The sequence below is a fragment of the Burkholderia sp. AW49-1 genome, from assembly GCF_053427845.1.
Genome location: NZ_JBSAXF010000018.1, coordinates 33,100 through 58,994 on the forward strand (window position 1 = coordinate 33,100; position 25,895 = coordinate 58,994).

Here is a 25,895-nt window from a genome sequence, read left to right on the forward strand (position 1 = left end):
ACAACGATGCTACAGAAAAAACGGCCGGCACGCTTTCGCACTGCCGGCCGTTCTCACGCCTGCCCCCTTACTGCTGCGGCGGCGTATCGGACTGCGACGCTGCCGCTGCTTCGTTCAGCAGCGCCTTCGCCGACAGACGCACGCGACCCTTCTCGTCCGTCTGGATCACCTTGACCTTCACCTGCTGGCCTTCCTTCAGGTAGTCGTTGATGTCCTTCACGCGCTCGTTGACGATTTCCGAGATGTGCAGCAGGCCGTCCTTGCCCGGCAGCAGGTTCACGATCGCGCCGAAATCGAGCAGCTTGAGCACCGTGCCTTCGTAAACCTGGCCGACTTCGATCTCGGCCGTGATTTGCTCGATGCGCTTCTTCGCTTCGGCCATGCCTTCGCTGTTCGTGCTCGCGATCGTCACGACGCCGTCATCCGAGATGTCGATGGTCGTGCCGGTTTCTTCCGTCAGCGCACGGATCACCGAACCGCCCTTGCCGATCACGTCGCGGATCTTTTCCGGGTTGATCTTGATCGTGATCATGCGCGGCGCGAATTCCGACAGTTGCGTGTTCGCACCCGAGACCGCCGACGTCATCTTGCCGAGGATGTGCATGCGGCCTTCCTTCGCCTGCGCGAGCGCTACCTGCATGATTTCCTTCGTGATGCCCTGGATCTTGATGTCCATCTGCAGCGCCGTCACGCCTTGCTCCGTGCCGGCCACCTTGAAGTCCATGTCGCCGAGGTGATCTTCGTCGCCGAGGATGTCGGTCAGCACCGCGAACTTGTTGCCTTCGAGGATCAGGCCCATCGCGATACCCGCGACGTGCGCCTTCATCGGCACGCCGGCGTCCATCAGCGCGAGGCAGCCGCCGCACACCGACGCCATCGACGACGAACCGTTCGATTCGGTGATTTCCGAGACGACACGGATCGAGTAGCCGAATTCGTCCGCGCTCGGCAGGCACTTGACCAGCGCGCGCTTCGCGAGACGGCCGTGGCCGATTTCACGACGCTTCGGCGAGCCGACGCGCCCCGTTTCGCCGGTCGCGAACGGGGGCATGTTGTAGTGGAGCATGAAGCGCTCGCGGTATTCGCCTTCGAGCGCGTCGATGATCTGCTCGTCACCCTTCGTGCCGAGCGTCGCGACGACGAGCGCCTGCGTTTCGCCACGCGTGAAGAGCGCCGAACCGTGGGTGCGCGGCAGCACGCCGGTGCGAATCTCGATCGGACGCACGGTGCGCGTGTCGCGACCGTCGATGCGCGGCTCGCCGTTCAGGATCTGCGAACGGACGATCTTCGCTTCGATGTCGAACAGGATGTTGCCGACGGTAGCCTTGTCGGCCGCGACCGTACCGGCCGCCAGCGCGTCTTCCTCGAGCTTCGCCGAGGTCGCCGCGTAGACTTCCTTCAGCTTCGTCGAACGCGCTTGCTTGTCGCGCAGCTGGTAAGCGGCGAGCAAGTCGCCGTGCGCCAGTTCCGTCACGCGCGCGATCAGCGCCTCGTTCTTCGGTGCCGGCTGCCAGTCCCACTCGGGCTTGCCACCTTCGCGCACGAGTTCGTGGATCGCATCGATCGCCGTCTGCATTTGCTCGTGGCCGAACACGACCGCGCCCAGCATCACGTCTTCCGGCAGCTGGTCGGCTTCCGATTCGACCATCAGCACCGCACGCTCCGTACCGGCGACGACGAGGTCGAGGCTCGATGCCTTGATCTGGTCACGCGTCGGGTTCAGCACGTATGCGTTGTCGATGTACGCGACGCGCGCGGCACCGACCGGACCGTTGAACGGCAGGCCCGACACGGCGAGCGCAGCCGATGCACCGATCAGCGCGGGGATATCCGCCGGGATTTCCGGGTTCACGGACAGCACGTGGATCACGACCTGCACTTCGTTGTAGAAGCCTTCCGGGAACAGCGGGCGCAGCGGACGGTCGATCAGGCGCGACGTCAGCGTCTCGTGTTCCGACGGACGGCCTTCGCGACGGAAGAAGCCGCCCGGGATCTTGCCGGCCGAGTAGGTCTTTTCGAGGTAGTCGACGGTCAGCGGGAAGAAATCCTGGCCCGGCTTCGCCGACTTCGCGCCGACGACGGTTGCCAGCACGACGGTGTCTTCCACGTCGACGATCACGGCACCGCTCGCCTGGCGAGCGACTTCACCGGTTTCGAGGCGCACCTTGTGCTGGCCCCACTGGAATTCCTTCACGACCTTGTTGAACATGGACATGGTTGCTCCTTTGAATTCATTCATTTCATTCGCCGCCCGGGCCATCCCGTGCGGCGGCGTCCCGACCGAATCACCCGGAGCAAGGTGTGTTTTTTATGCCATTCCAGCGCGGCGCTCGTCGAGCGGCGCGCTGGAATGACACAAATCCCGACCCCGGCATCAGCCGTTCCGGCAGCCGGCACTCACGTGCCGGACAACCCGCGGTGCGCGTGACGCTACGCACCGCGCAAAAACAAAATGCCTGCATCAGCGGACTGACACAGGCATCTTGCTGGCGGCAATCGCCTCGATTACTTACGCAGACCCAGCTTCTCGATCAGTGCGCGGTAACGGTCGGCATCCTTGCCCTTGAGGTAGTCGAGCAGCTTGCGGCGGCGGCTCACCATGCGCAGCAGGCCGCGGCGGCTGTGGTGGTCCTTCGCGTGGGTCTTGAAGTGACCCGTCAGTTCGACGATACGTGCGGTCAGCAGTGCGACCTGGACTTCGGGCGAGCCCGTGTCGTTGGTACCGCGGGCGAACTGAGCAACGACTTCCGACTTCTTGATATCTGCAACAGACATGTGATTTCCTTTGTTTCCTACTTGCTAACTGAACAGGCGGACACGGAAGAATGGCCGTGCCGTGACTTACAACCGGCGGGCATTGTAGCACAACTGCGCGCCGTTCCTACCGCCCCCTGTCACGGACGCGTCATCGAGCAGGTCGACGCCGTCTGGGTGCGCTGCGCAGGCACCGCGAGGATCGTCCGGAAGCCATATCCCGAGCCCTCGTTGTCGAAGCGCACGCCGGGCGCACCGGCCTTGTCCATTTCCATCACGTAAAGGGGCTGGATCAACTGATGATCCTGCGCGCGCATCGTCGACGCGTGGAAGCCGTCGTCGAACGACAGCCCCTCCAGCGCGCGTGCCACCGCCACCGGGTCGGTCGAGCCGGCCCGAGTCATCGCCGCCGCGAGCATCTCGATCATCAGGCTCATGCGTCGCACCGGGTAGTCGTCCTGAGCGGCGGGGAAACGGGTCCGGAACGCGCGGTAAAACGCATCCGACTTCGCGCCGCCTGCGTTCGGATGCCAGTCCGCAACGGCCACCACCCGCCCGACGCCCGCATCGCCCAGCGCGGCAGGCGCGCCGAGGCTGTTGCCGTAGAACGTATAGAACTTCGCGTTCAGCCCCTGCTCGCGTGCCGCCTTCACGAGCAGCGTGAGGTCGTTGCCCCAGTTGCCGGTCACGACGGCGTCCGCACCGCTCGCGCGGATCTTCGCGATATAAGGGGAGAAATCCTTGATGCGGCCGATCGGATGAAATTCGTCGCCGGCAATCGTCACGTCGGGACGCCGCTCGGCCAGCGCCTGCCGCGCCAGACCGCTGACGTCGTGACCGAAGCTGTAGTCCTGGTTCAGCAGGTAGACCTTGCGCAGCGCGCGGTCGCGCGCCATCACGTCGGCCAGCGCGGCCATCCGCATCCCCGCGTGCGCGTCGAAGCGGAAATGCCAGAAGCTGCAGCGCGCACCGGTCAGCGCCGGATCGTCGGCCGAATAGTTGAGGAACAGCATCCGGCTGCCCGGATTGCGCGTGTTCATCTTGTCGAGCGCCGCGACGAGCGCGGCCGCGACTGCCGAGCTGTTGCCCTGCGCGACGAAGCCGATATGCCGGTCCGCCGCCGCGCGCAACTGCACGAGCGCCTCCTCCGGGCTGCCCTTGCTGTCGAGCACGACGAGTTCGAGCGGGTGCGCGCCATCGCGCAGTTTCACACCTCCCGCCGCATTGACCTGTTCGACGCCGAAGCGGAGATTGCGCTCGACCGCCGCGCCCGCGTTCGCGAACGGGCCCGACATCCCTTCTATCAGCGCGATCCGCACCGGCTCGCCTGCCGCGAACGCGCACGACGCCAGCGTCCACCCAGCGCTCAATGCGAGCGCGCATCGTTTCCACAGCTGCATCGGCTCCCTGCCCTTCGATCTGTCCGAGAAGCGCGGATCATAGGCCGCAGGCACTGCCGGCCGCAAGCGCGGCGCGAAGCGACGCCCCGACGACGCACTTCCCGCGATCCGCACCGATTTTTTCGGCATGATGCGCCGGCGCGCGCCGTCCGTGATACAACTGAACAGTTAGAAAGCCCTGGAGAATCCCATGCCCATTCGCCTTCCCGTGCACCTGCCGGCGCTGGTCGCCTGCGCGGCGGCGCTGCTTGCCGGTTGTGCACAGCCGTGGCAGCAATACCAGGCCGGCCAGGACGAGTCGGCGATCGTCGCGCGCATGGGCCCGCCGCGCGAGATCTACGACCTGCCCGGCGGCGGCAAGCGTCTGATGTGGCCGACCCAGCCGATGGGCGAAATCACCATCGCGGCCGACGTCGACGCGGCCCACCGGATCGTCAACGTCCGCCAGGTGCTGCAGCCGAGCGAGTTCTATCGCGCGGAAATCGGCAAGTGGACCAAGACTGACGTGCTCGTCAATTTCGGCCGCCCGGTCGAGACGTCCTACTTCCCGCTGATGAAGCGCGAGGTGTGGACCTACCGCTATCTTGAAGACAATGTCTGGTACATGATGTACAGCTTCTACTTCGACCCGCAAGGCATTCTGCGCACCACGCAAAAAACGCCGGACCCGCTGCACGACCCCGACCGTCGCAACCTGTTCTGATCGGATCGATTGCGCATTTACGCGCAATTTTCACAATGGCCATTCACGAATTATTGCGTGAGTGGCCATTTCATTTTTTCCGTCATATTCGATTAATTTCCGATTCGACGCGGCAATCCTTTCCGATCGAAGCTGTGCTGGCCGCATTATACGAAGCCCCGTGCCATGGGGCGCCAGCAGGAAACAGGCAGGCACGATACATGTCATACGTTGGATTGGTGCATTCGATGCACCTCTCCAGATCCAGTTGAAACAATTTGTATCATTGGCACCAGACGTTAGGGCATACCCCTAATATCGGACGAAATTGAACCTTTCAATTTAGAAAGCATCATATTGCTCCACTTCGTCCGTATCTGCTTGTCCTTATCAGAAAGGAGTCCTTATGAATCGCCCCAAGAGCATGCTGGTTGCCAACATCGCCTGGGCCCGCGAGACGCACGAACACACGCCCGGCTTCTTCGATGCGCTCGCGCGCGGCCAGAACCCTCGGGTGCTGTGGATCGGCTGCGCCGACAGCCGGGTTCCCGCCGAAACCATCACGCACTGCGTGCCCGGCGAGCTGTTCGTCCATCGCAACATCGCGAACCTGTTCCATCCCGACGACGACAATTCGGCGAGCGTGCTCGAGTACGCCGTGCGTGTGCTCGAAGTCGACCACGTGATCGTGTGCGGCCACTACGGATGTGGCGGCGTTCGCGCGTCGCTGCTGCCGCCACCCACCGACCTGCCGCACGTCGCGCGCCGCATCGCGCCGCTGTGCGCGCTTGCTCGGCGCCATCGCGACACGCTTGACGGACTCGACGACACGGAGGCCGCCGACCGCCTGGCCGAGCTCAACGTGCTCGAGCAAGTGCGGCTGCTGCGCGCGTCGCCGATCGTGCATGGCCAGCAGCGGCCGCCCCTCGTTCACGGCTGGATCTTTTCACTCGCGGACGGCCGCCTGAAGGAACTCGACTCCGGCTACACGGCACCACCGGCCGAAGCCGAGCCAGAGCATGCCGCCATGGCCGCCGCGCTCGGCTGATCCGCCTCCCCCTACGCCAATGAAATCACCCCAACCATGAAACTGAACGAGCGCCTGTCCACCCTGCCGCGCGACATCGTCGCCGGCATCGTCGTTTTCCTCGTCGCGCTGCCGTTGTGTCTCGGCATCGCCAATGCGTCCGGCGTCGAGCCGTTCGCCGGGCTCGTGTCCGGCATCGTCGGCGGCATCATCGTCGCGCTGTTGAGCGGCTCGTCGCTGTCGGTCAGCGGACCGGCCGCCGGCCTCGTCGTGATCGTCGTCGAAGGGATCGCGCAACTCGGCAGCTTTTCCGCGTTCCTGCTCGCGGTGCTGTTGTCCGGCGTGCTGCAGTTCGGCTTCGGCATGCTCCGCGCCGGCCGCTTCGCCGCGTACGTGCCGTCGCCCGTCATCAAGGGCATGCTCGCGGCGATCGGCCTGCTGCTGATCGTGAAGCAGATTCCGTTCGCATTCGGCATCGGCGGACCGGCCGCGCAATCGTTTGCGTCCTGGACGAGCCTGCCGACCGCCTGGGCCGCGACGGCCATCGCACTTGTCTCGCTCGCGCTGCTGATCGCCTGGGACACACCGGCGTTCAAGCGCTTCGGCAGGGTGCGCTCGGTGCCCGCGCCGCTCGCGGTCGTCGTGTTCGGCATCGGCGCGACGCTGGTGCTCGGCGTCGTTGCGCCGTCGGTCGCGCCGGGCGCCGCGCATCGCGTCACGCTGCCGGAGCTCGAATCGTTCGCGGCGCTCGCGGCATCGCTGAAGCACGCCGAGCTCGGCCCGAACTTCGCGCAGCTCGTCAATCCGGACGTGTGGCGCGTCGCGATCACGCTCGCGGTCGTCGCGAGCCTCGAGACGCTGCTGAGCCTCGAGGCGGTCGAACAGATCGACCCGAAGCGTCGCCCGACGCAGCCGGACCGCGAGCTGAAGGCCCAGGGCGTCGGCAATCTCGTCGCGGGTGCGTTCGGCGGGCTGCCGATCACGTCGGTGATCGTGCGCAGTTCGGTGAACGTGAACGCGGGTGCGCAAAGCCGGATGTCTGCGATCGTGCACGGAATCCTGCTGCTTGCCAGCGTGTTCGCGCTCACCGGGCTGATCAACCTGATCCCGCTCGCGAGCCTCGCGGCGATCCTGATCCACACCGGCTTCAAGCTCGCGAAACCGGCGCTGTTCCGCTCGGTGCTGAAGCAGGGCCCGGCCGCGTTCGTGCCGTTCGCCGCGACGATCGCGGGCGTGCTGGCGGTCGACCTGCTGTTCGGCATCGCCGTCGGCCTCGCGTGCAGCGTGCTGGCGGTCGCGGTCGCGAACCTGAAAAGCCCCGTCACGCTCGCGCAGCACGACGACCACTTCCTGCTGTCGTTCCGCAAGGACGTGTCGTTCCTCGGCAAGGTGCAGGTCAAGCATCACCTGCGGCACATTCCCGACCGCGCGGCCGTGATCATCGACGCGACGCGTGCCGACTACATCGATCACGACGTGCTCGAACTGCTCGACGCGTTCGTCGCCGATGCGCCGCGGCGCGGGATCGCGGTCGAATTCCGCCGCCGCAGCCCGGCACCTCGCGCGGCCGCGCGCCGCTGGCTGTTCCGCGCGCCTGCGGCCGAATGAGCGGCGCATGAAAAAACGCCCCGGGCGGCGCAAGGCCGCACGGGGCGTTTCGTATGCGTCGGGCGCTCGACGCGCAGCGCTTACGAGCGCTGCGGGTTGACCTTGTCGTCCTTCGAATGCAGCTTGTTCAGCGCCGAAATGTACGCCTTCGCGGACGCCGCGACGATGTCCGGATCGGTGCCGACGCCGTTGACGATCCGCCCGCTCTTCGACAGCCGGACGGTCACTTCGCCCTGCGCCTGGGTGCCGGTCGTGATCGCGTTCACCGAATACAGCAGCAGTTCGGACCCGCTGCCGACTTCGCCCTCGATCGCGTTGAACGTCGCATCGACCGGCCCGTTGCCGCGCGCCTCGCCGGTCACTTCCTTGCCTTCGACCGCGAACACGATCTTCGCCTGCGGCTGCTCGCCCGTCTCCGAACGCTGCGACAACGACACGAACTTGAAGTGCTCCTGCTCCTGCGCGAGCGCCGATTCTTCGGAGACGATCGCGATGATGTCTTCGTCGAAGATCTCGGCCTTGCGATCGGCGAGGTCCTTGAAGCGCATGAACGCGGCGTTCAGTTCGGCTTCGCTGTCGAGCGACACGCCGAGTTCCTGCAGGCGCTGCTTGAACGCGTTGCGGCCCGACAGCTTGCCGAGCACGATCTTGTTCGCGGTCCAGCCCACGTCTTCCGCGCGCATGATCTCGTAGGTGTCGCGCGCCTTCAGCACGCCGTCCTGGTGGATGCCCGATGCGTGCGCGAATGCGTTCGCGCCGACGACGGCCTTGTTCGGCTGCACGACGAAACCGGTGATCTGCGACACGAGCTTCGACGTCGGCACGATCTGCGTCGTGTCGATGCCGACGTCGAGGCCGAAGTAGTCCTTGCGGGTCTTCACGGCCATCACGATTTCCTCGAGCGACGTGTTGCCCGCGCGCTCGCCGAGACCGTTGATCGTGCACTCGACCTGCCGCGCACCGCCGATCTTCACGCCGGCGAGCGAGTTCGCCACCGCCATCCCGAGGTCGTTGTGGCAGTGCACGGAGAAGATCGCCTTGTCCGAGTTCGGAATGCGTTCGCGCAGCGTCTTCACGAGGTTGCCGTAGAGCTCCGGCACGCCGTAGCCGACCGTGTCGGCGATGTTGATCGTCGTCGCCCCTTCGGCGATCACGGCCTCCAGCACGCGGCACAGGAAGTCGAGATCCGAACGGCTGCCGTCTTCCGGCGAGAATTCGACGTTGTCGGTGAACTTGCGCGCGAAGCGCACCGCGAGGCGCGCCTGCTCGAACACCTGGTCCGGCGTCATCCGCAGCTTCTTCTCCATATGCAGCGGGGACGTCGCGATGAACGTGTGGATCCGCGAGCTGTTGGCCGGCTTCAGTGCGTCGGCCGCACGCTGGATGTCCTTGTCGTTGGCGCGCGCCAGCGAGCAGATCGTGCTGTCCTTCACCAGGCCAGCGATCGTGTGGATCGCGTCGAAGTCGCCGTTCGAGCTGGCCGCGAAGCCGGCCTCGATCACGTCGACCTTCATCCGCTCGAGATGCTTCGCGATGCGGACTTTCTCTTCCTTCGTCATCGACGCGCCGGGCGATTGTTCGCCGTCACGCAACGTCGTATCAAAAATGATCAGCTTGTCTGTCATGGGGGGCTCCAGGGCTCTTTATACGGGAATCAAACGTAATGAGATCGCGCCACCGCTGGCGACGCTCAACAACAGACGAGGCTTGACGGAGGGCGAGAACGGTCAGCGCGGCAGGCGCGCCAAAGCTAGCGCGCGTAGCGGCGCACCGGCTAGAAGGAGGGAGAGGCGGGAAAATGCGGTCATGCCGAAGACTATAGCGACATTCCGCTGGGCGCGCAATCGGACGGCACCCGGGATGACAGACCGCGCCGCGCGAAAAAGGGGCAAATGAAAACGGCGACCCGGAATCACATCCGAGGCCGCCGTTGCCGGGCAGGTTGCGCGTCAGTGATCGCGCTGCGACGAGCGCGCGGGGTTCGCCCGTCCGCGCACGGCCATGTAGGCCCAAAACACGTAGCCGGACAGCCCGTACAGCACGAACAGGCAGAACAGCATCAACGGCGGATCGGACGACACGAGCACGAACGCGACGACGACCAGCAGGATCGCCGCGAACGGCACGCGGTGCCGCACGTCCAGCGCCTTGCCGCTGTAGAACGGCGCGTTCGACACCATCGTCACGCCTGCATAGATCGTCAGTGCGAACGCGACCCACGGCAGCCAGCCGAGCTTCATCGGCACGCGGTTGTCGGTCGCGAGCCAGACGAACCCGGCGATCAGCGCGGCCGCGGCCGGGCTCGGCAGCCCCTGGAAGAAGCGCTTGTCGACGACGCCGATGTTCGTGTTGAAGCGCGCGAGACGCAGCGCGGCGCCCGAACAGTAGACGAACGCGGCGAGCCAGCCCCAGCGGCCAAGATCCTTCAGCACCCACTCGTACATCACGAGCGCCGGCGCGACGCCGAACGACACCATATCCGACAGGCTGTCGAACTGTTCGCCGAACGCGCTTTGCGTATGCGTCATCCGCGCGACGCGCCCGTCCATCCCGTCGAGCACCATCGCGACGAAGATCGCGATCGCGGCGATCTCGAAGCGCACGTTCATCGCCTGCACGACCGCGAAGAAGCCGCAGAACAGCGCGGCGGTCGTGAACGCGTTCGGCAGCAGGTAGATGCCGCGCGTCTTCAGGAACCGCTGGCGCGCGGCGCGGCGGCTCTCGATGGGCGCCGGATCCTGCGCCATCACCTTGTTGCGGCGGAACGGGCGTGGCGCCTGGCCGGAGCCGTTGCGCGGACGACGCGGTTTGAATGCGGCCATCGTGCGTCCCGCCGCTTACTGTTCGAGCTCGGCGAGGATCGTCGACGACGCGTAGACCTTCTCGCCGATCGACACCTTCGCGCGGCTGCCGAGCGGCAGGTACACGTCGACGCGCGAACCGAAGCGGATGAAACCGTAGCGCTGACCGCGCGACAGCGGCTCGCCGGCACGCACGTAGCAGAGGATCCGGCGGGCGACGAGGCCGGCGATCTGCACGGCGGTAACGGTCTTGCCGCTCGCCGTCTGGATCACGACCGCATTGCGCTCGTTCTCGGTCGACGCCTTGTCGATCGCCGCGTTCAGGAACGCGCCCGGGAAGTATTCGACCTTGGTGACGGCGCCGTCGACCGGCGAACGCTGCGAATGGACGTTGAAGACATTCATGAACACGCTGATCTTCAGCGCTTCGCGATTCGCGTACGGATCCTGGGTGGTCTCGACCGCGACGATACGGCCGTCCGCCGGGCACAGCACCGCGTTCGGCTGCGCCGGGATCGGGCGCTGCGGGTCGCGGAAGAACTGGACGACGAAGACGAGCAGCAGCCAGAACGGCCACGCGAAGCCGAAGCCCCCGACGGCGTGGATCAACAACGCGATGACGGCTGCAATCGCGATGAACGGCCAGCCTTCGCGCGCGATGATCGGATGAGGATAGTTCATGGGTTCGTTCGGTGTTCGGTGAATTGCAAAGCCCGTAGGATAGCAAAAGCCGCCCGGGGCACTGCTGCCTTCGGACGGCTTTTTGATACCGACCCTCCACTCGAAGGGCCGGAACAGCACGCGGTGGTTAGTTCTTCGTCTGGTCGACGAGCTTGTTCTTCGCGATCCACGGCATCATCGCGCGCAGCTTCGAGCCAACCTGCTCGATCTGGTGCTCGGCCGTCAGGCGGCGGCGCGACTGCAGCGTCGGCGCACCTGCCTTGTTCTCGAGAATGAAGCTCTTCGCGTATTCGCCCGTCTGGATGTCGGTCAGGCACTGCTTCATCGCCTTCTTCGTCTCTTCCGTGACGACGCGCGGGCCGGTCACGTACTCGCCGTATTCGGCGTTGTTCGAGATCGAGTAGTTCATGTTCGCGATGCCGCCTTCGTAGATCAGGTCGACGATCAGCTTCAGCTCGTGCAGGCACTCGAAGTACGCCATTTCCGGCGCGTAGCCGGCTTCGACCAGCGTCTCGAAACCTGCCTTGATCAGCTCGACGGTACCGCCGCACAGCACGGCCTGCTCGCCGAACAGGTCGGTTTCGGTTTCTTCACGGAAGTTCGTCTCGATGATGCCGGCACGGCCGCCGCCGTTCGCTGCCGCGTACGACAGCGCGATGTCGCGTGCCGCGCCCGACTTGTTCTGCGCAACCGCGATCAGGTGCGGCACGCCGCCACCTTGCGAGTACGTGCCGCGCACGGTGTGGCCCGGAGCCTTCGGCGCGATCATGATCACGTCGAGGTCGGCGCGCGGGATCACCTGGCCGTAGTGGACGTTGAAGCCGTGTGCGAATGCCAGTGCGGCGCCCTGCTTGATGTTCGCGTGCACTTCCTTCGCGTACACGTCGGCGATCTGCTCGTCCGGCAGCAGCATCATGACGACGTCCGCGCCCTTCACCGCTTCCGCGACTTCCTTGACCGACAGGCCTGCGTTTTCGGCCTTGCTCCACGACGCGCCGCCCTTGCGAAGGCCGACCGTCACGTTCACGCCGCTGTCCTTCAGGTTCAGTGCGTGTGCATGGCCTTGCGAGCCGTAGCCGATGATCGTGACTTGCTTGCCCTTGATGAGGGAGAGGTCAGCGTCTTTATCGTAGAAAACGTTCATGATGGTTCCTTCGCCAATTCAAAAATTCAACAATTCGTTCAGATGGAGTACTGCGGGCCGGGACATGACGGCGCACCCGGCGTGCCTGTCCGGCATCACACCTTCAGGATGCGCTCGCCGCGTCCGATGCCGGAGCTGCCGGTACGCACGGTCTCTAGGATCGCGGTCGCGTCCAGCCCCTGGATGAATGCGTCGAGCTTGTCGCTCGCGCCCGTCAATTCGATCGTGTAGGTCTTTTCGGTCACGTCGATGATGCGGCCGCGGAAAATATCCGACATCCGCTTCATTTCTTCGCGCTCCTTGCCCACTGCACGTACCTTGATCAGCATCAGCTCGCGTTCGATGTGTGCACCGTCGGTCAGGTCCACCACTTTCACCACCTCGATCAGGCGGTTCAGATGCTTCGTGATCTGTTCGATCACGTCGTCCGAGCCAATGGAAACGATGGTCAGCCGCGACAGCGATTGGTCTTCGGTCGGCGCCACCGTCAAGGTTTCGATGTTGTAGCCGCGTGCGGAAAACAGACCGACCACGCGCGACAGCGCGCCCGGTTCGTTTTCCAGCAGGACGGAAATGATGTGTCTCATGTTCGCTTCTTCCAGAATGTGTCCGTGTCGATTCACTCGCGCCGCGCGCCGCCCGGTGCCGCACCGCCCTTCGTGAAGGCGGCCGCCTCGGCCCCGGCGCGCGTCGCGCCGTTACAGATCTTCCGATCCGAGCAGCATCTCGGTGATGCCCTTGCCGGCCTGTACCATCGGCCAGACGTTTTCGGTCGGATCGGTCTGGAAATCGAGAAACACGGTGCGGTCCTTCAGGCGCAGCGCTTCCTTCAGCGCCGGCTCCACATCCGAGGTCTTTTCGATCCGCATGCCGACATGGCCGTACGCTTCGGCGAGCTTCACGAAATCAGGCAGCGCATCCATGTACGAATGCGAATAGCGCTTGCTGTATTCGATCTGCTGCCACTGGCGGACCATGCCGAGATAGCGGTTGTTCAGCGAAATGATCTTCACGGGCGTGTCGTACTGCAGGCAGGTCGACAGCTCCTGGATGCACATCTGGATCGAGCCTTCGCCCGTGATGCACAACACGTCGTCGTCCGGGTGCGCCATCTTGACGCCCATCGCTGCCGGCAGGCCGAAGCCCATCGTGCCGAGGCCGCCGGAGTTGATCCAGCGACGCGGCTTGTTGAAACGGTAGAACTGCGCGGCCCACATCTGGTGCTGGCCGACGTCCGAGCACACGAACGCGTTGCCGTCCGTCAGCTCCCATGCCTTCTCGACCACGTACTGCGGCTTGATGATCTCGCTGTCGCGGTCGAACTTCAGGCAGTCCTTCGAACGCCAGCCCTCGATGTCCTTCCACCATTGCGCCAGCGCCTCGGTGTCGGGGCCGTGCTCGGCCGTCTGCAGTTGCTCGATCAGCTCCTTCAGCACTTCCTTCACGTCGCCGACGATCGGGATGTCGACCTTCACGCGCTTCGAGATCGACGACGGGTCGATGTCGATGTGGATGATCTTGCGCGGACGCGACGCGAAGTGCGCCGGGTCGCCGATCACGCGGTCGTCGAAGCGGGCACCGATCGCGATCAGCACGTCGCAGTGCTGCATCGCCATGTTCGCTTCGTACGTGCCGTGCATGCCGAGCATGCCGAGGAATTTCTTGTCCGACGCGCGATAGCCGCCGAGGCCCATCAGCGTGTTCGTGACCGGGTAACCGAGCAGGTCGGCGAACTGGTTCAGCTCGCGCGCCGCGTCGGCGAGGATGATGCCGCCACCCGTATAGATATAGGGACGCTTCGCCGACAGCAGCAGCGACACGGCCTTGCGGATCTGGCCCGAATGGCCCTTCGTGACGGGGTTGTACGAGCGCAGCGACACGCTCTTGACCGGCTCGTACTGGCACGGCGTCTTCGAGATGTCCTTCGGGATGTCGATCAGCACCGGGCCCGGACGGCCGGTGCGGGCGATGTAGAACGCCTTCTTGACGGTTTCCGCGAGGTCGCGCACGTCCTTCACGAGGAAGTTGTGCTTCACGCACGGACGCGTGATGCCGACCGTATCGCATTCCTGGAACGCGTCCTGGCCGATCGCGGCAGTCGGCACCTGGCCGCTGATCACGACCATCGGGATCGAATCCATGTAGGCCGTTGCAATGCCGGTCACCGCATTGGTGACACCGGGGCCGGACGTCACGAGACAGACGCCGACGTTGCCGGTGGAACGCGCATACGCATCGGCTGCGTGCACGGCCGCCTGTTCGTGGCGCACCAGCACGTGCTGAATCTTGTCCTGCTTGTAAAGCTCGTCGTAGATGTAGAGTACCGAGCCGCCGGGATAGCCCCAGATGAATTCGACGTTCTCGTCGGCCAGTGCCTTCATGAGCACGGTGGCGCCGATGGAGTCGCTATCGGGAGGGGAAAGGGGTTCCGACGTGGAGAATTCCGCGCTGGGCATGTTCATTTTGACCTTTCGAATTTTCGGCAAAAAATTGATCGGGTGCTCTCTGCCGGGCTTGTGGCTCGGGTTCAAGCGGCGCGTCCAGTTTGAAGGGCGGGCTTCTTGGGCCAGCCTCAAATGAGACCATCACTTCATGTTGCGAATCGCTGACGATAGCGGGTCATGATTGGGTCGTCAAGCAAAATATCCCGCAGCGCATCATGCGCCCCGCCCGGCGGCCCGCGGACGCTGCTCGCGCGCAACGTACCGAGTCGTCGACGGTGCCAAGTCACGCGAAAATTTGTTAGCATCCGCGGGTTTTACGAAATTTTTCGACCTTTCACACGCCGCAGTCCGCAGCGCATACCTTTACGGAATGGCATCAGACAAGGAACTCGCCGACTTTCTGGCGGGCGTCGAAAGGCGCGCGTTCAAGCAGGCTGCGTACGCCGTGCGCGACGACGATGCGTCGCTCGACATCGTGCAGGACGCGATGATCAAGCTGGCGGAGAAGTACGGCGACCGGCCGGCGGCCGAGCTGCCGCTGCTGTTCCAGCGGATCCTGCAGAACGCGATCCACGACTGGTTCCGCCGGCAGAAGGTCCGCAATACCTGGGTGACGCTCTTCTCGTCGCTCAACAACACGGACGACGAGGATTTCGATCCGCTGGAAACGCTCGAGTCCGCGGACGACAATGCGGGCGTCGAGAGCACCGAGCACCGCCTCGAGCGGGAGCAGGTTCTGGCCCTGATCGACGAAGAAATCCAGAAACTTCCGACGCGTCAACGGGAAGCGTTCCTGATGCGTTATTGGGAAGATATGGATGTCGCCGAGACTGCCGCCGCAATGGGGTGCTCCGAAGGCAGCGTCAAGACGCACTGCTCGCGAGCCACCCACACCCTGGCGCAAGCGCTCAAGGCCAAAGGAATCACGCTATGAGCTCCGCTCCCGTAAATCGAGAACACGAATTCGCGCTGAAGGTTCGCCGCGCGCTGGACGAACGTGCCGCGGCGCTGCCTGCCGCGACCGCCGATCGTCTGGCCGTCGCGCGCCGGGCCGCGCTCGCGCGCAAGAAGCCGGAAGCCGCGACCGCGCCGGTGTTCGTGCCCGCCTTCGCCGGCGCCGCCGCATACGGTACGCCACCCGCGAATCGCCCGCAGACGTCGTTCGCGCGCCGCCTGCTGCGCGCGTGGCCGCTCGCGCTGCTGCTCGCGGGGCTCGTCGGCATCGCTTACTGGGAAGACATGCAGCGCACCGCCGAACTCGCCGACATCGACGCGGCGATGCTCAGCGACGACCTGCCGCTCAACGCGTATCTCGATCACGGGTTCAACGCGTATCTTTCGCACGCACGCTAACAGAGAATAACGAGGGGATCGCTCGGGTGAGTCAGAAACGCGGCCTGGCCGTATTTTTCGGATGCGTGATCGCGATCGCCGTTTCGTACGTCGCCACCTATTCCCGATTCAACCCGCCCGCCGCGACGGTCTCCACGGCGGCCAGCAATGCGCCCGCGCCGACTTCGGCCGCCGCCGGGCTGACCACCGATCTCGCCCCGCTGCCCCTGCCGCTGCCGGCCGCCAACGGCCCGCTGTCGTGGGCACGCCTGACGCCTGCGCAACGCGCGGCACTCGCGCCGTTCGCCGACCAGTGGGACGGCTTCAGCGATGCACGCAAGCGAAAATGGCTGAAGATCGCATCGCGTTTCGCGAAATTGACGCCCGATGAGCAAAAGCACCTGCAGGACAGAATGTCCGAGTGGGCGCGGATGACGCCCGAGCAACGCCGGGTTGCGCGCGAGAATTACCAGAGCGCGAAGGAGCTGTCCGCGCAGGCGCGCGAGCGTGCGTGGAGGGCCTACCAGCAACTTCCCGAAGAACAGAAGCAGCGCCTCGCCGCGACCGAGCGCCGTCGCCGGCCGAGCGTCGTCAGCGCGCCGCCGACGGCCGCCGACCGCGATGTGCGCCGCCTCGTCAATTCGCACGAGCATCCGGCGAGCAATGCCGCGCCGACATCCGCGCCAGCTACGGCCGGCGCCGGCACGCCCGCCGTGGCGGCGTCGTCCACGTCGGGTACCGCACCCGCGCCTGCGACGGTCACGCCCGTCTCGCCGGCCGACGCGCCGTCGATGTTCAAGGGTTCCTGACCCGCGTGGCGAGCGCCCCCGCACCCCAGGCCCCGGCCGTCGCCGCCGCGCCGTCCGTGCGCCGGCGCCTCGCCGCGATGCTGTACGAAGCCGTGCTGTTGTTCGGCATCGTGTTCTTCGCCGGCCTGGCATTCAGTCTCGCGATGCAGCAGCGCAACGGCCTCGTCCATCACAACCTCCTCGCCGCATGGATCGCGCTCGTCGTCGGCGCATACTTCGTCTGGTTCTGGACCCACGGCGGCCAGACGCTGCCGATGAAGACCTGGCGGCTGCGGCTCGAATCGTCGAGCGGCCGTCCGTTGAGCGCCGGCCACGCGCTCGTTCGCTACGCGCTCGGGTGGCTGTGGTTCCTGCCGCCGCTCGCGTTGCATCCGCTCCTCGGCCTGTCGGTGCCCGTCACGCTCGCGCTGGCCGCCGCGTGGATCGTCGCATGGGCCGGCGCCGCCCGCCTGCACGCCGATCGCCAGTTCCCGCACGACCGCATCGCCCGCACGCGCGTCGTCGCGATTCCGCGCTGATGCGCTGATGCGCCGCGCGGTCCGCGCGAACTGGACCGGTTTCCGCGCGTCGGCGCATCCGTCGGACTAAACCCCTCGAAGGCGCCGTCACCAGCCACCGCTCACGGCTTGCCCGATCGCCGCAGGGCGGTCGGTTCGGCAGATTACGCAACGCAGCCGCATTCACTGCTAAACACGCCGGAACGACAGTAATAAGAACGTCTCGTGACTGTCACGGCATGGTCACGCCCGCATGGCGCAATGCCGGTAATGTCAACCGGCGCGAGTCATGCATGGGCCAGAAAACGTCCGCGACCTCCCTGTTCCGTCAACCGCTCGGCGCCCGCGCCGTCACCGCCTTCCTGTCCGGCTCGGCCGCAACCGATGCCCTTGCGTCGCATGAGCCGACGGCCGCGCACGCCAGGCAGCACGACGACCCCGAGCCGTCCACCCATCGCTACCGCACGATCTGGCTGTCCGACATCCATCTCGGCTCGAGCGGCTGCCAGGCGCCGTACCTGCTCGATTTCCTGCGCCACAACGATTCGGAATACCTGTACCTCGTCGGCGACATCATCGACGGCTGGCAATTGAAGAAGGGCTGGTACTGGCCGCAGGCGCACAACGACGTCGTGCAGAAGGTCCTGCGCAAGGCGCGCAAGGGCACGCAGGTGGTCTACATCCCGGGCAACCACGACGAAGGCGCGCGGCAGTTCTGCGACCTCGCGTTCGGCGACATCCAGGTGCGCGGCGAGGCATTTCACACGACGCTTGCGGGCAAGCGCCTGTGGATCGTCCACGGCGACCTGTTCGACGGCGTGATCCAGCACGCGAAGTGGCTCGCGTATCTCGGCGACACGCTCTACACGCTGATCCTCGTGCTGAACCGCTGGTTCAACCGGATCCGCAGCCGGCTGGGCTTCCAGTATTGGTCGCTGTCGCAGTACCTGAAGCATCAGGTGAAGAACGCGGTGAACTTCATCTCGCAGTTCGAGACCGTGATGACCGACGAAGCGCGCCGCCGCGGCTGCGACGGCGTCGTGTGCGGGCACATCCACAAGGCGGAGATCCGCGACATCGACGGCGTGCTGTACTGCAACGACGGCGACTGGGTCGAGAGCCTGTCCGCACTCGTCGAAACGATGGAAGGCGAGTTGAAGATCGTCTACTGGACGGCGATGCGCGCCGCGCCGTCCGCAGCCCCGTCGCGCAAGGCCAAGGCCACCGCCTGACACAACTCCACTTACAGGACACATGCCGCGATGAAGATCATGATCGTCACCGACGCGTGGGAACCGCAGGTCAACGGCGTCGTGCGCACGCTGAAGAGCACGTCCCGCGAACTCACCGCGCTCGGCCACCGGGTCGAAATGCTGACGCCGCTGGAATTCCGCACGGTGCCCTGCCCGACCTACCCGGAGATCCGCCTGTCGATCCTGCCGTACCGCAAGCTGCGCGCCCGGATCGATGCGTTCGCACCCGACGCGCTGCACATCGCGACCGAAGGCCCGCTCGGCCTCGCCGCGCGACGCTATGCGCGCGCACGCAAGCTGCCGTACACGACGGCGTATCACACGCGCTTCCCGGAATACGTGCAGGCGCGCTTCGGCATTCCGCTGTCGGCGACCTACAAGTTCCTGCACTGGTTCCACGGGCCGTCGCTCGCGGTGATGGCGCCGACCCCGGTCGTGAAGCAGGATCTCGAGAAGTTCGGCTTCACGAACGTGGTGCTGTGGACGCGCGGCGTCGACCTCGACATCTTCCGGCCGATGGAGTCGAAGGTGCTCAATACCGCGCGGCCGATCTTCCTGTACGTCGGCCGCGTCGCGATCGAGAAGAACGTCGAGGCGTTCCTGCGCCTCGACCTGCCCGGCTCGAAGTGGGTCGCGGGCGAAGGTCCGGCGCTCGCCGAACTGAAATCGCGCTATCCGGAAGCGAACTATCTCGGCGTCCTGTCGCAAGCCGAGCTCGCCAAGGTGTATGCTGCGGCCGACGTGTTCGTGTTCCCGAGTCGCACCGACACGTTCGGCCTCGTGCTGCTGGAGGCCCTCGCGTGTGGCACGCCGGTCGCCGCGTACCCGGTCACGGGCCCGATCGACGTGCTCGGCGGGGGCGATGCCGGCGCGATGCACGAAGACCTGCAGGAAGCCTGCCTCGAGGCGCTCAAGATCGAACGCGAGACTGCCCGCGCGTGGGCCGAGCGCTTCTCGTGGCGCGCGGCGTCCGAGCAGTTCGCGTCGCATCTGAAACCGCTGCCGAAGACTGCGTACTCGCCCGCCGAAGGTGCCGCCGTTTGAAACGAGACCTGAACGACAAGACCCCACCCCCTGCCGCGACGGCGCAACCGCATCGTCCGTTCGACGAAGAAGAGCCGCACGCCGACGCGGACGTGCACACGCACGAACCGCTCGGCCCCGACGATCGGCTCGCGCCGCTGCCGCCGAACCCGTACAAGCGCCACGGCGGCATCACGCGTGCGTGGTACGCGCTCAAGCATTCGCTGAACGGGTTTCGCGTCGCGATCCGCGAGGAGAGCGCGTTTCGCCAGGAGCTCACGCTCGCCGCGCTGATGCTGCCGATCGGTGCGTTCTCGCCAGTCCCCGCCGCGTCGCGCGCGCTGCTGATCGCGTCGGTGCTGCTCGTGCTGATCGTCGAGCTGCTGAACTCGAGCGTCGAGGCCGCAATCGATCGCATCTCGCTCGAGCGGCACGAATTGTCGAAGCGCGCGAAGGATCTCGGCAGCGCGGCGGTCACGGTCGCGCTGTTCGCGTGCGTGACGACGTGGGGCTTCGTGCTCGGCCCGGTCGTCGCACGCTGGCTCGGCTTCTAGCAGCGCCCGCGGCACCGCCTGCGTGCGGCGCTGCACCATGCGCCGAACGCATCGCGATCACGAAATGCGCCCGTTGTAAGGAAACCGCGGTTTATAATCGTCCGCCAGACTTAGAACAGCAACCCGCGCCGGACGAATCTCGCAGCATCGATTGCAGCGCCCGCCAGTCCGGCACACACAGGGCCGGACGACATGGAAGCGAAACCTCCCCGCCGCACCCGCGAACGGATTCTCGAGTTGTCGTTGAAACTCTTCAACGAGATCGGCGAGCCGAACGTCACGACCACGACGATCGCCGAGGAAATGGAAATCAGTCCAGGCAACCTGTACTACCATTTCCGCAACAAGGACGACATCATCAACAGCATCTTCGCGCAGTTCGAGCAGCAGATCGAACGGCGGCTGCGCTTTCCCGAAGATCACCGTCCAACGATCGACGAAACCTGGTCGTACCTACAGTACATGGCCGACTTCATGTGGACCTACCGGTTCCTGTATCGCGACCTCAACGACCTCCTCGCGCGCAACCGCACGCTCGAGACGCACTTCAAGCAGATCATCAGCCACAAGGTGCGCTTCGCGCACGACATGTGCGAACTGCTCGTGTCCGACGCCGAAATGGTCGCGACGCCCGCCGAGATCGAAGTCATCGCCACCAACATGGCGGTGATCTCGACGTACTGGCTGTCGTATCAGTACGTGATGCACCCGCGCAAATACAACGATCAGGACGCGATCCGCGAAGAGCTGCACCAGGTGAGCATGCACGTGATCTCGGTCATGGCTCCGTACCTGCGCGGCCGTTCGCGCCAGCTGTTCGACGATCTCGTCTCCGGCAAGCTGCCCAAGCGCCAGTTCACCGACTACCTGCCGCCGCGCGACGGTTCGCCGCGCCCTGCGGGCAGCCCGGTCGCCGCCAAGCCCGCCGCGAAGGATACGAAACAATGAAGGCAGTCTGTGTTTACTGCGGCTCGTCGTCCGGCGTGCGGCCCGTCTATGCGGACGCCGCGCGCGCGTTCGGCCGCGCGCTCGTCGATGCGGGCCTCACGCTCGTCTACGGCGGCGGCCGCGTCGGCCTGATGGGCGTGATCGCCGATGAAGTGATGGCGGCCGGCGGCCATGCGGTCGGCGTGATCCCCGAGTTGCTGGTCGACAAGGAAGTCGGCCATACCGGGCTGTCCGAGCTGCACGTCGTGCCCGACATGCACCACCGCAAGAAAATGATGGCCGACCTCGCGGATGGGTTCGTCGCAATGCCCGGCGGCGCCGGCACGCTCGAGGAATTCTTCGAGGTCTATACGTGGGCGCAGCTCGGCTATCACCGCAAGCCCGTCGCGCTCTACAACATCGATTCGTTCTACGATCCGCTGATCGCGCTCCTGCGCCATACGGTCGACGAGGGCTTCATGCGCCCGACCTACTTCGACGCGCTGTGCATCGACGCCGAACCGGTCGCGCTGATCGAACAGCTGCGACGCTACCAGCCGCCCGTCCGCGACAAGTGGGCGCCGGACGCGGCCAAGTAACGTTTATCGGGAGCCGCACGCGATGCCCGCACCGTCGTCCGAGCGCAAGGCCGTCCTCATCACCGGCGCGAGCCGCGGCATCGGCCGCGCGACCGCCGTGCTCGCGGCCGAGCACGGCTGGGACGTCGGCATCAACTACGCACGCGACGCGGCGGCAGCCGAACTGACCGCGCAAGCCGTTCGCGACGCCGGCGCACGTGCGTGTGTCGTCGCCGGCGACGTCGCGAACGAGGCGGACGTCATCGCGATGTTCGACACCGTCGCGGCGGCGTTCGGTCGCCTCGACGCGCTCGTCAACAATGCAGGGATCGTCGCGCCGTCGATGCCGCTCGCCGACATGCCGGTCGACCGGCTGCGGCGAATGTTCGATACCAATGTGCTCGGCGCCTACCTCTGCGCGCGCGAAGCCGCGCGCCGGCTGTCCACCGATCGGGGCGGGCGCGGCGGCGCGATCGTCAACGTGTCGTCGATCGCATCGCGGCTCGGTTCACCAAACGAGTACGTCGACTACGCAGGCTCGAAGGGCGCGGTCGATTCGCTGACGATCGGCCTCGCGAAGGAACTCGGCCCGCACGGCGTGCGCGTCAATGCAGTGCGTCCCGGCCTGATCGAGACCGAAATCCATGCGAGCGGCGGCCAGCCGGGCCGCGCGGCACGCCTCGGCGCGCAGACCCCGCTCGGCCGCGCGGGCGAGGCGCAGGAGATCGCGGAAGCGATCGTCTGGCTGCTCGGCGATACGGCGTCATACACGACGGGCGCCCTGCTCGACGTCGGCGGCGGCCGGTAATCGCGCCCCGAAAGGCGGCAAAACGGGCCAGCTGAAGCGGCCCGTGGTCACGACACCACAAATCTCCACAATATCGTGACCATTTTCAGTAAACATCCGTAACAGTTCCGTGCTTTACTAGCGCCAAGTCAAAAACAGCCTGTCATCCGGCTGTATCTCGCTCTGATGCGACCCTTACTGGGTCCGGCCCATGTCGCCGGACCGGCTTGACCCGACCGAGATCTTTTCCATGCCAGGAACCGCAGCGCCCGGCCGGCGACGCACGTCCGTGCCCGCTTCGGCCACGCACGCCCGCTCAGCCGCCGATCCCGACCTCAACGCGACACTTCATGCCGCCGGCACGCCAGCCGCGGCGGGCACCGCCGCGACTGACGCCCCCCCCGATCGCATCGTCCGGCTCGGCTGGCGTGTCTGGCTGCTGGTTGCGGCGCTGGTCTGCGCGTACACGCTGCCGGGCGTGCTCGGCCACGATCCGTGGAAGCAGGACGAAACCTACACGTTCGGCATCATCCAGCACATGCTCGAGACGGGGGACTTCGTCGTGCCGACCAACGCCGGCCAGCCGTTCATGGAAAAGCCGCCGCTCTACGCGTGGGTCGCGACGAGCCTCGCGTGGGTGCTGCAGCGGGTGATGCCGCTGCACGACGCGGCACGGCTCGCGAGCGCGCTGTTCGCGGCGTTCGCGTTCGGCTTCATCGCACGCGCGGCACGCAGTGCCAGCCGGGCCGACAGCTGGCTCGACCTGCGCGTGATCGGCCCCGTCGTGCTGAGCGCGAGCACGCTCGTCGTCGTCAAGCACGTGCACGACATGATGACGGACGTCGCGCTGTTCGCGGGCACCGCAATGGGCTTCTGCGGCCTGCTCGAGCTCGTGATGCGGCACGTCGCGCAGGCGCGGCAGATGCGGCACGGGCTGCCGGTGCAGCCGTCCGGCCGCTGGGCCGCACCGCTCTTCGGCGCGGGTGTCGGCGTCGCGCTGATGGCAAAGGGGCTGTTCGTGCCGCTCGTGTTCGCGGCCACGCTCACGGGCGCGCTCCTGCTCTACCCCGCCTGCCGTACGCGTGCGTTCGCGCGCTCGCTCGGCGTCGCCGCGCTCGTGTTCGCACCGTTCGCGCTCATCTGGCCGACCGCGCTGTTCCTGCGTTCCGAAACGCTGTTCATGACCTGGTTCTGGGACAACAACGTCGGCCGCTTCTTCGGTTTCTCGGTGCCGGAACTCGGCGCGGAAAACGACAAGCCGTTCTTCATCCTGCGTGCGTTCGTGCTGCTCGGCTTCCCGGTCGCGCCGCTCGCGATCGCCGCGCTGGCACGCGGCGCATGGCGCGACTGGCGCACGCCGCGCATCGCGCTGCCCGTCCTGTTCGCCGGGGTTGGCCTCGCGGTGCTGCAAGTGTCCGCGACCTCGCGCCAGCTCTACATCCTGCCGTTCTTCGCGCCGCTCGCGCTGGTTGCCGCGCAGGCGATCGAGCGCCTGCCGCGCGGGCTGCATCTCGCATGGGATTACCTGAGCCGCCTGCTGTTCGGCACCGTCGTCGCGCTCGCGTGGGGGATCTGGGCGGTGATGGCCGATCCAGGCGCATCGCGTGCCCACCTCGCGCCGCTCGGCCGATGGCTGCCGCTCGACTGGACGATGCCGATCGTGCCCGGGCTCGTGATCGGCGCGCTCGTGCTGACGGTCGGCTGGCTGTGGCTGCTGCCGAAGCTGCGCACGACCGGCCTGTGGCGCGGCGCGCTGTCGTGGGGCGCGGGCGCGCTGGTCGCGTGGGGGCTCGTGTATACGCTGTTGCTGCCGTGGCTCGACGTCGCGAAGAGTTACCGGTCGGTGTTCGACGACCTGAATGCGCATCTCGCGCTCGAATGGAGCGACGGCGACTGCATGGCGAGCCTGCACGGGCTCGGTGAATCGGAAGCGCCGATGCTGTACTACTTCTCCGGTATCCAGCACACGCCGATCGACGACGCGAAGACGACACGCTGCACGTGGATGATCGTCCAGGGCGTGCGGGCGGTCGATCCGGCGCCCGGCAGCGAATGGAAACTGTTCTGGACCGGCGCTCGCCCGGGCGACGACGTGGAACTGCTGCGCGTCTACGTGCGCACCCCCGAAGAACACGAAACGCACTGATGCAAGGCGCGCCGCGAAACGGCGCCGTCGTCATTTCCGGAAGGCCAGGCAAGCGGCGCTCGAGCGCGCCTTCACGCGCGCGGCCCCACCGCCCCGCACGTCAGAACGATGAGCCCGGCTCGCGCAGGAATGCCGTCTCCGCATCGGTCGACGTACGGCCGAGAATCGCGTTCCGGTGCGGAAAACGGCCGAAGCGCTCGACCACGGCCGCATGACGCAACGCGAAGTCGTGATAGCTCTCGCACCCGGCCTCGCCGCGAATGCCCGCGCACAGGCGCACGGCCTCGCGCTGGCTCTCGTCCGACTCGTCATGCTCGAACGGCAGGTACGCAAACGCGCGGTGATGGCCGCTCGGCAATTGCGCGTCCCATCCGGCCGCGACGACGCGCCGCGCGAGCGCCAGCGCCTTCGGATCGGCGGCGAACGCACGCGGCGTGCCGCGATGAATGTTGCGCGAGAACTGGTCGAGCACCACGATCAGCGCGAGCGCGCCGAGCGGCGTGTCGGCCCAGCGATCGTGGGCGCCGTCGCACGCGGCGTCGAGCAACGCGCCGTAGCGCGTCCGCAGCACGTCGTCGAACGCCGCACCGCCGTTGAACCACACCTTGCGCGCGTGGCCGAACTCGACCGAACCCGGCTCGCCGAACCAGAAATCGAGAATCTCGCGCGCTTGCGGATCGAGCGCCGCGGCACTGTCCGTCAGGTTGTCGACCGTCATGCAAACTCCAGTACGAGGCGCCGTGTCCGCGCGCTCTTCTTTTCAAGTTTGGCGACCCGCAGGTCGCCGATTTCCGACGTATTGCGCACATGCGTGCCGCCGCACGGCTGCAGATCGACGCCTTCGATGCGCAGCAGCCGCACGCGGCCCAGCCCCATTGGCGGCTTCACGCTCATCGTGCGCACGAGGTCGGGCCGCTCGGCCATCTCGGCGTCGGTGATCCATTCGGTCGTGACCGCATGCGCGCCGTGGATCAGCGCCGCGAGACGGCGCTCGACGTCGACGCGATCGATCGCGTCCGACGTCGCGAAATCGAGCCGTACGTAGTCGGCTGTCACGCTGCAGCCGTCGACCGGATACGGCAGCACCGCGCACATCAGGTGCGCGGCCGTATGCAGCCGCATGTGCCGGTAGCGGCGCGGCCAGTCGATGTCCGCGATCACGCGCGCTCCGGGTGCGAGCGCCGCGACGCGCGCTTCCTGGCCCGTCGCGGGCACGTGCACGGCGTCGTCGGGCGTTGCGCCGTCGAACTTCGCCTTGCGCGTGTCGGCGATCGTGATCGCGCTGCCGTCAGGCAGCGTCAGCGTGCCGCTGTCGCCGGCCTGCCCGCCGCCAAGCGGATAGAACACGGTGCGGTCGAGCCGGATGCCGTCATCGCCAATGGCCGCGACGACGGCATCGCATTGCGTCAGATAGGCATCTTCGCGAAACAGTGCGTGGGTCGTCATCG

25 protein-coding genes are annotated in these 25,895 nt (G+C 66.1%); 14 read left to right on the forward strand and 11 right to left on the reverse strand.

Annotated features, from left to right (window positions below):
* Positions 1-67: 67 nt before the first annotated feature.
* The 3 genes from pnp to ACV22W_RS23725 all read right to left on the reverse strand — a co-directional run bounded on the left by pnp (position 68) and on the right by ACV22W_RS23725 (position 4,154).
* The gene (pnp, locus tag ACV22W_RS23715) at positions 68-2,215 is read right to left on the reverse strand and encodes a polyribonucleotide nucleotidyltransferase (RefSeq protein ID WP_059533215.1); all 2,148 of its coding nucleotides are present in this window, start codon (positions 2,213-2,215) and stop codon (positions 68-70) included.
* 290 nt (positions 2,216-2,505) lie between these two features.
* Complete coding sequence (rpsO, locus tag ACV22W_RS23720; RefSeq protein WP_006398792.1) at positions 2,506-2,775, reverse strand: 30S ribosomal protein S15; 270 nt, start codon at positions 2,773-2,775, stop codon at positions 2,506-2,508.
* A 119-nt stretch (positions 2,776-2,894) separates the two neighbouring features.
* Entirely contained in the window at positions 2,895-4,154 is a 1,260-nt protein-coding gene (locus ACV22W_RS23725; RefSeq protein WP_448022130.1) for a branched-chain amino acid ABC transporter substrate-binding protein, read from the reverse strand.
* A 190-nt stretch (positions 4,155-4,344) separates the two neighbouring features.
* Here ACV22W_RS23725 and ACV22W_RS23730 point away from each other — a divergent pair, with 190 nt between their 5' ends.
* The 3 genes from ACV22W_RS23730 (at position 4,345) to ACV22W_RS23740 (ending at position 7,471) form a co-directional block, all read left to right on the forward strand.
* Positions 4,345-4,857, forward strand: a complete 513-nt coding sequence (locus tag ACV22W_RS23730) for a hypothetical protein (protein WP_448022132.1) — start codon at positions 4,345-4,347, stop codon at positions 4,855-4,857.
* Between the two features lie 385 nt (positions 4,858-5,242).
* A complete protein-coding gene (locus tag ACV22W_RS23735) occupies positions 5,243-5,884 on the forward strand; it encodes a carbonic anhydrase (RefSeq protein ID WP_448022134.1) in 642 nt (213 codons plus the stop codon).
* A gap of 36 nt (positions 5,885-5,920) precedes the next feature.
* A complete protein-coding gene (locus tag ACV22W_RS23740; protein ID WP_059533222.1) occupies positions 5,921-7,471 on the forward strand; it encodes a SulP family inorganic anion transporter in 1,551 nt (516 codons plus the stop codon).
* An 80-nt stretch (positions 7,472-7,551) separates the two neighbouring features.
* Here the strand turns inward: ACV22W_RS23740 and ACV22W_RS23745 are convergent, their stop codons facing one another.
* The 6 genes from ACV22W_RS23745 to ACV22W_RS23770 all read right to left on the reverse strand — a co-directional run bounded on the left by ACV22W_RS23745 (position 7,552) and on the right by ACV22W_RS23770 (position 14,559).
* Positions 7,552-9,096 (reverse strand): 2-isopropylmalate synthase, encoded by a 1,545-nt coding sequence (locus tag ACV22W_RS23745; RefSeq protein WP_059533224.1) that lies wholly within the window; start codon positions 9,094-9,096, stop codon positions 7,552-7,554.
* 324 nt (positions 9,097-9,420) lie between these two features.
* The gene (gene pssA, locus ACV22W_RS23750; RefSeq protein WP_059533226.1) at positions 9,421-10,293 is read right to left on the reverse strand and encodes a CDP-diacylglycerol--serine O-phosphatidyltransferase; all 873 of its coding nucleotides are present in this window, start codon (positions 10,291-10,293) and stop codon (positions 9,421-9,423) included.
* Positions 10,294-10,308: 15 nt separating this feature from the next.
* Positions 10,309-10,953: a phosphatidylserine decarboxylase gene (locus ACV22W_RS23755; protein WP_059468119.1), complete on the reverse strand. Its 645-nt coding sequence runs from the start codon at positions 10,951-10,953 to the stop codon at positions 10,309-10,311.
* Between the two features lie 127 nt (positions 10,954-11,080).
* A complete protein-coding gene (gene ilvC, locus ACV22W_RS23760; RefSeq protein WP_059533228.1) occupies positions 11,081-12,097 on the reverse strand; it encodes a ketol-acid reductoisomerase in 1,017 nt (338 codons plus the stop codon).
* Between the two features lie 95 nt (positions 12,098-12,192).
* Positions 12,193-12,684: an acetolactate synthase small subunit gene (ilvN, locus tag ACV22W_RS23765; protein ID WP_034207977.1), complete on the reverse strand. Its 492-nt coding sequence runs from the start codon at positions 12,682-12,684 to the stop codon at positions 12,193-12,195.
* A gap of 111 nt (positions 12,685-12,795) precedes the next feature.
* Positions 12,796-14,559, reverse strand: coding sequence for an acetolactate synthase 3 catalytic subunit (locus ACV22W_RS23770; protein WP_059689386.1), 1,764 nt, complete (start codon positions 14,557-14,559; stop codon positions 12,796-12,798).
* A 352-nt stretch (positions 14,560-14,911) separates the two neighbouring features.
* On the opposite strand from ACV22W_RS23770, the gene ACV22W_RS23775 reads away from it, so the two are divergent.
* The 11 genes from ACV22W_RS23775 (at position 14,912) to ACV22W_RS23825 (ending at position 24,447) form a co-directional block, all read left to right on the forward strand.
* On the forward strand, positions 14,912-15,475 hold the full coding sequence (locus tag ACV22W_RS23775) for an RNA polymerase sigma factor (RefSeq protein WP_059468121.1): 564 nt from the start codon (positions 14,912-14,914) through the stop codon (positions 15,473-15,475).
* The gene (locus tag ACV22W_RS23780) at positions 15,472-15,894 is read left to right on the forward strand and encodes a DUF3619 family protein (RefSeq protein WP_448022137.1); all 423 of its coding nucleotides are present in this window, start codon (positions 15,472-15,474) and stop codon (positions 15,892-15,894) included. The genes ACV22W_RS23775 and ACV22W_RS23780 overlap by 4 nt, the downstream gene beginning before the upstream one ends.
* A 26-nt stretch (positions 15,895-15,920) precedes the next feature.
* Complete coding sequence (locus ACV22W_RS23785) at positions 15,921-16,682, forward strand: DUF3106 domain-containing protein (protein WP_448022139.1); 762 nt, start codon at positions 15,921-15,923, stop codon at positions 16,680-16,682.
* A gap of 5 nt (positions 16,683-16,687) precedes the next feature.
* A complete protein-coding gene (locus ACV22W_RS23790; protein ID WP_448022141.1) occupies positions 16,688-17,200 on the forward strand; it encodes an RDD family protein in 513 nt (170 codons plus the stop codon).
* A 272-nt stretch (positions 17,201-17,472) separates the two neighbouring features.
* Positions 17,473-18,411, forward strand: a complete 939-nt coding sequence (locus ACV22W_RS23795; RefSeq protein ID WP_448022142.1) for a UDP-2,3-diacylglucosamine diphosphatase — start codon at positions 17,473-17,475, stop codon at positions 18,409-18,411.
* A gap of 30 nt (positions 18,412-18,441) precedes the next feature.
* Positions 18,442-19,476, forward strand: a complete 1,035-nt coding sequence (locus ACV22W_RS23800) for a glycosyltransferase family 4 protein (RefSeq protein ID WP_059533238.1) — start codon at positions 18,442-18,444, stop codon at positions 19,474-19,476.
* Complete coding sequence (locus ACV22W_RS23805; RefSeq protein ID WP_448022144.1) at positions 19,473-20,009, forward strand: diacylglycerol kinase; 537 nt, start codon at positions 19,473-19,475, stop codon at positions 20,007-20,009. The genes ACV22W_RS23800 and ACV22W_RS23805 overlap by 4 nt, the downstream gene beginning before the upstream one ends.
* 192 nt (positions 20,010-20,201) lie before the next feature.
* A complete protein-coding gene (locus ACV22W_RS23810; RefSeq protein ID WP_059600412.1) occupies positions 20,202-20,957 on the forward strand; it encodes a TetR/AcrR family transcriptional regulator in 756 nt (251 codons plus the stop codon).
* Positions 20,954-21,535 carry an LOG family protein gene (locus ACV22W_RS23815; RefSeq protein WP_448022146.1) on the forward strand — a complete coding sequence of 194 codons (582 nt, stop codon included), beginning with the start codon at positions 20,954-20,956 and terminating at the stop codon, positions 21,533-21,535. The genes ACV22W_RS23810 and ACV22W_RS23815 overlap by 4 nt, the downstream gene beginning before the upstream one ends.
* Positions 21,536-21,557: 22 nt before the next feature.
* Complete coding sequence (locus ACV22W_RS23820) at positions 21,558-22,322, forward strand: SDR family oxidoreductase (protein ID WP_322041177.1); 765 nt, start codon at positions 21,558-21,560, stop codon at positions 22,320-22,322.
* A gap of 229 nt (positions 22,323-22,551) precedes the next feature.
* On the forward strand, positions 22,552-24,447 hold the full coding sequence (locus ACV22W_RS23825) for an ArnT family glycosyltransferase (protein ID WP_448022149.1): 1,896 nt from the start codon (positions 22,552-22,554) through the stop codon (positions 24,445-24,447).
* A 100-nt stretch (positions 24,448-24,547) separates the two neighbouring features.
* On the opposite strand, the gene ACV22W_RS23830 is transcribed toward ACV22W_RS23825, so the two are convergent.
* Entirely contained in the window at positions 24,548-25,165 is a 618-nt protein-coding gene (locus tag ACV22W_RS23830; protein ID WP_448022151.1) for a DUF924 family protein, read from the reverse strand.
* Positions 25,162-25,893, reverse strand: coding sequence for an alanyl-tRNA editing protein (locus ACV22W_RS23835; protein ID WP_448022153.1), 732 nt, complete (start codon positions 25,891-25,893; stop codon positions 25,162-25,164). Before ACV22W_RS23835 ends, ACV22W_RS23830 begins: the two co-directional genes overlap by 4 nt.
* Between the last annotated feature and the right edge of the window lie 2 nt (positions 25,894-25,895).

What these genes read in the sequence shown, in the direction of transcription:
- pnp (WP_059533215.1), bottom strand. Translation starts at nt 2,215, where the DNA reads ATGTCCATGTTCAACAAGGTCGTGAAGGAATTCCAGTGGGGCCAGCAC.
- rpsO (WP_006398792.1), bottom strand. Translation starts at nt 2,775, where the DNA reads ATGTCTGTTGCAGATATCAAGAAGTCGGAAGTCGTTGCTCAGTTCGCC.
- ACV22W_RS23725 (WP_448022130.1), bottom strand. Translation starts at nt 4,154, where the DNA reads ATGCAGCTGTGGAAACGATGCGCGCTCGCATTGAGCGCTGGGTGGACG.
- ACV22W_RS23730 (WP_448022132.1), top strand. Translation starts at nt 4,345, where the DNA reads ATGCCCATTCGCCTTCCCGTGCACCTGCCGGCGCTGGTCGCCTGCGCG.
- ACV22W_RS23735 (WP_448022134.1), top strand. Translation starts at nt 5,243, where the DNA reads ATGAATCGCCCCAAGAGCATGCTGGTTGCCAACATCGCCTGGGCCCGC.
- ACV22W_RS23740 (WP_059533222.1), top strand. Translation starts at nt 5,921, where the DNA reads ATGAAACTGAACGAGCGCCTGTCCACCCTGCCGCGCGACATCGTCGCC.
- ACV22W_RS23745 (WP_059533224.1), bottom strand. Translation starts at nt 9,096, where the DNA reads ATGACAGACAAGCTGATCATTTTTGATACGACGTTGCGTGACGGCGAA.
- pssA (WP_059533226.1), bottom strand. Translation starts at nt 10,293, where the DNA reads ATGGCCGCATTCAAACCGCGTCGTCCGCGCAACGGCTCCGGCCAGGCG.
- ACV22W_RS23755 (WP_059468119.1), bottom strand. Translation starts at nt 10,953, where the DNA reads ATGAACTATCCTCATCCGATCATCGCGCGCGAAGGCTGGCCGTTCATC.
- ilvC (WP_059533228.1), bottom strand. Translation starts at nt 12,097, where the DNA reads ATGAACGTTTTCTACGATAAAGACGCTGACCTCTCCCTCATCAAGGGC.
- ilvN (WP_034207977.1), bottom strand. Translation starts at nt 12,684, where the DNA reads ATGAGACACATCATTTCCGTCCTGCTGGAAAACGAACCGGGCGCGCTG.
- ACV22W_RS23770 (WP_059689386.1), bottom strand. Translation starts at nt 14,559, where the DNA reads ATGAACATGCCCAGCGCGGAATTCTCCACGTCGGAACCCCTTTCCCCT.
- ACV22W_RS23775 (WP_059468121.1), top strand. Translation starts at nt 14,912, where the DNA reads ATGGCATCAGACAAGGAACTCGCCGACTTTCTGGCGGGCGTCGAAAGG.
- ACV22W_RS23780 (WP_448022137.1), top strand. Translation starts at nt 15,472, where the DNA reads ATGAGCTCCGCTCCCGTAAATCGAGAACACGAATTCGCGCTGAAGGTT.
- ACV22W_RS23795 (WP_448022142.1), top strand. Translation starts at nt 17,473, where the DNA reads ATGGGCCAGAAAACGTCCGCGACCTCCCTGTTCCGTCAACCGCTCGGC.
- ACV22W_RS23800 (WP_059533238.1), top strand. Translation starts at nt 18,442, where the DNA reads ATGAAGATCATGATCGTCACCGACGCGTGGGAACCGCAGGTCAACGGC.
- ACV22W_RS23810 (WP_059600412.1), top strand. Translation starts at nt 20,202, where the DNA reads ATGGAAGCGAAACCTCCCCGCCGCACCCGCGAACGGATTCTCGAGTTG.
- ACV22W_RS23815 (WP_448022146.1), top strand. Translation starts at nt 20,954, where the DNA reads ATGAAGGCAGTCTGTGTTTACTGCGGCTCGTCGTCCGGCGTGCGGCCC.
- ACV22W_RS23820 (WP_322041177.1), top strand. Translation starts at nt 21,558, where the DNA reads ATGCCCGCACCGTCGTCCGAGCGCAAGGCCGTCCTCATCACCGGCGCG.
- ACV22W_RS23825 (WP_448022149.1), top strand. Translation starts at nt 22,552, where the DNA reads ATGCCAGGAACCGCAGCGCCCGGCCGGCGACGCACGTCCGTGCCCGCT.
- ACV22W_RS23830 (WP_448022151.1), bottom strand. Translation starts at nt 25,165, where the DNA reads ATGACGGTCGACAACCTGACGGACAGTGCCGCGGCGCTCGATCCGCAA.
- ACV22W_RS23835 (WP_448022153.1), bottom strand. Translation starts at nt 25,893, where the DNA reads ATGACGACCCACGCACTGTTTCGCGAAGATGCCTATCTGACGCAATGC.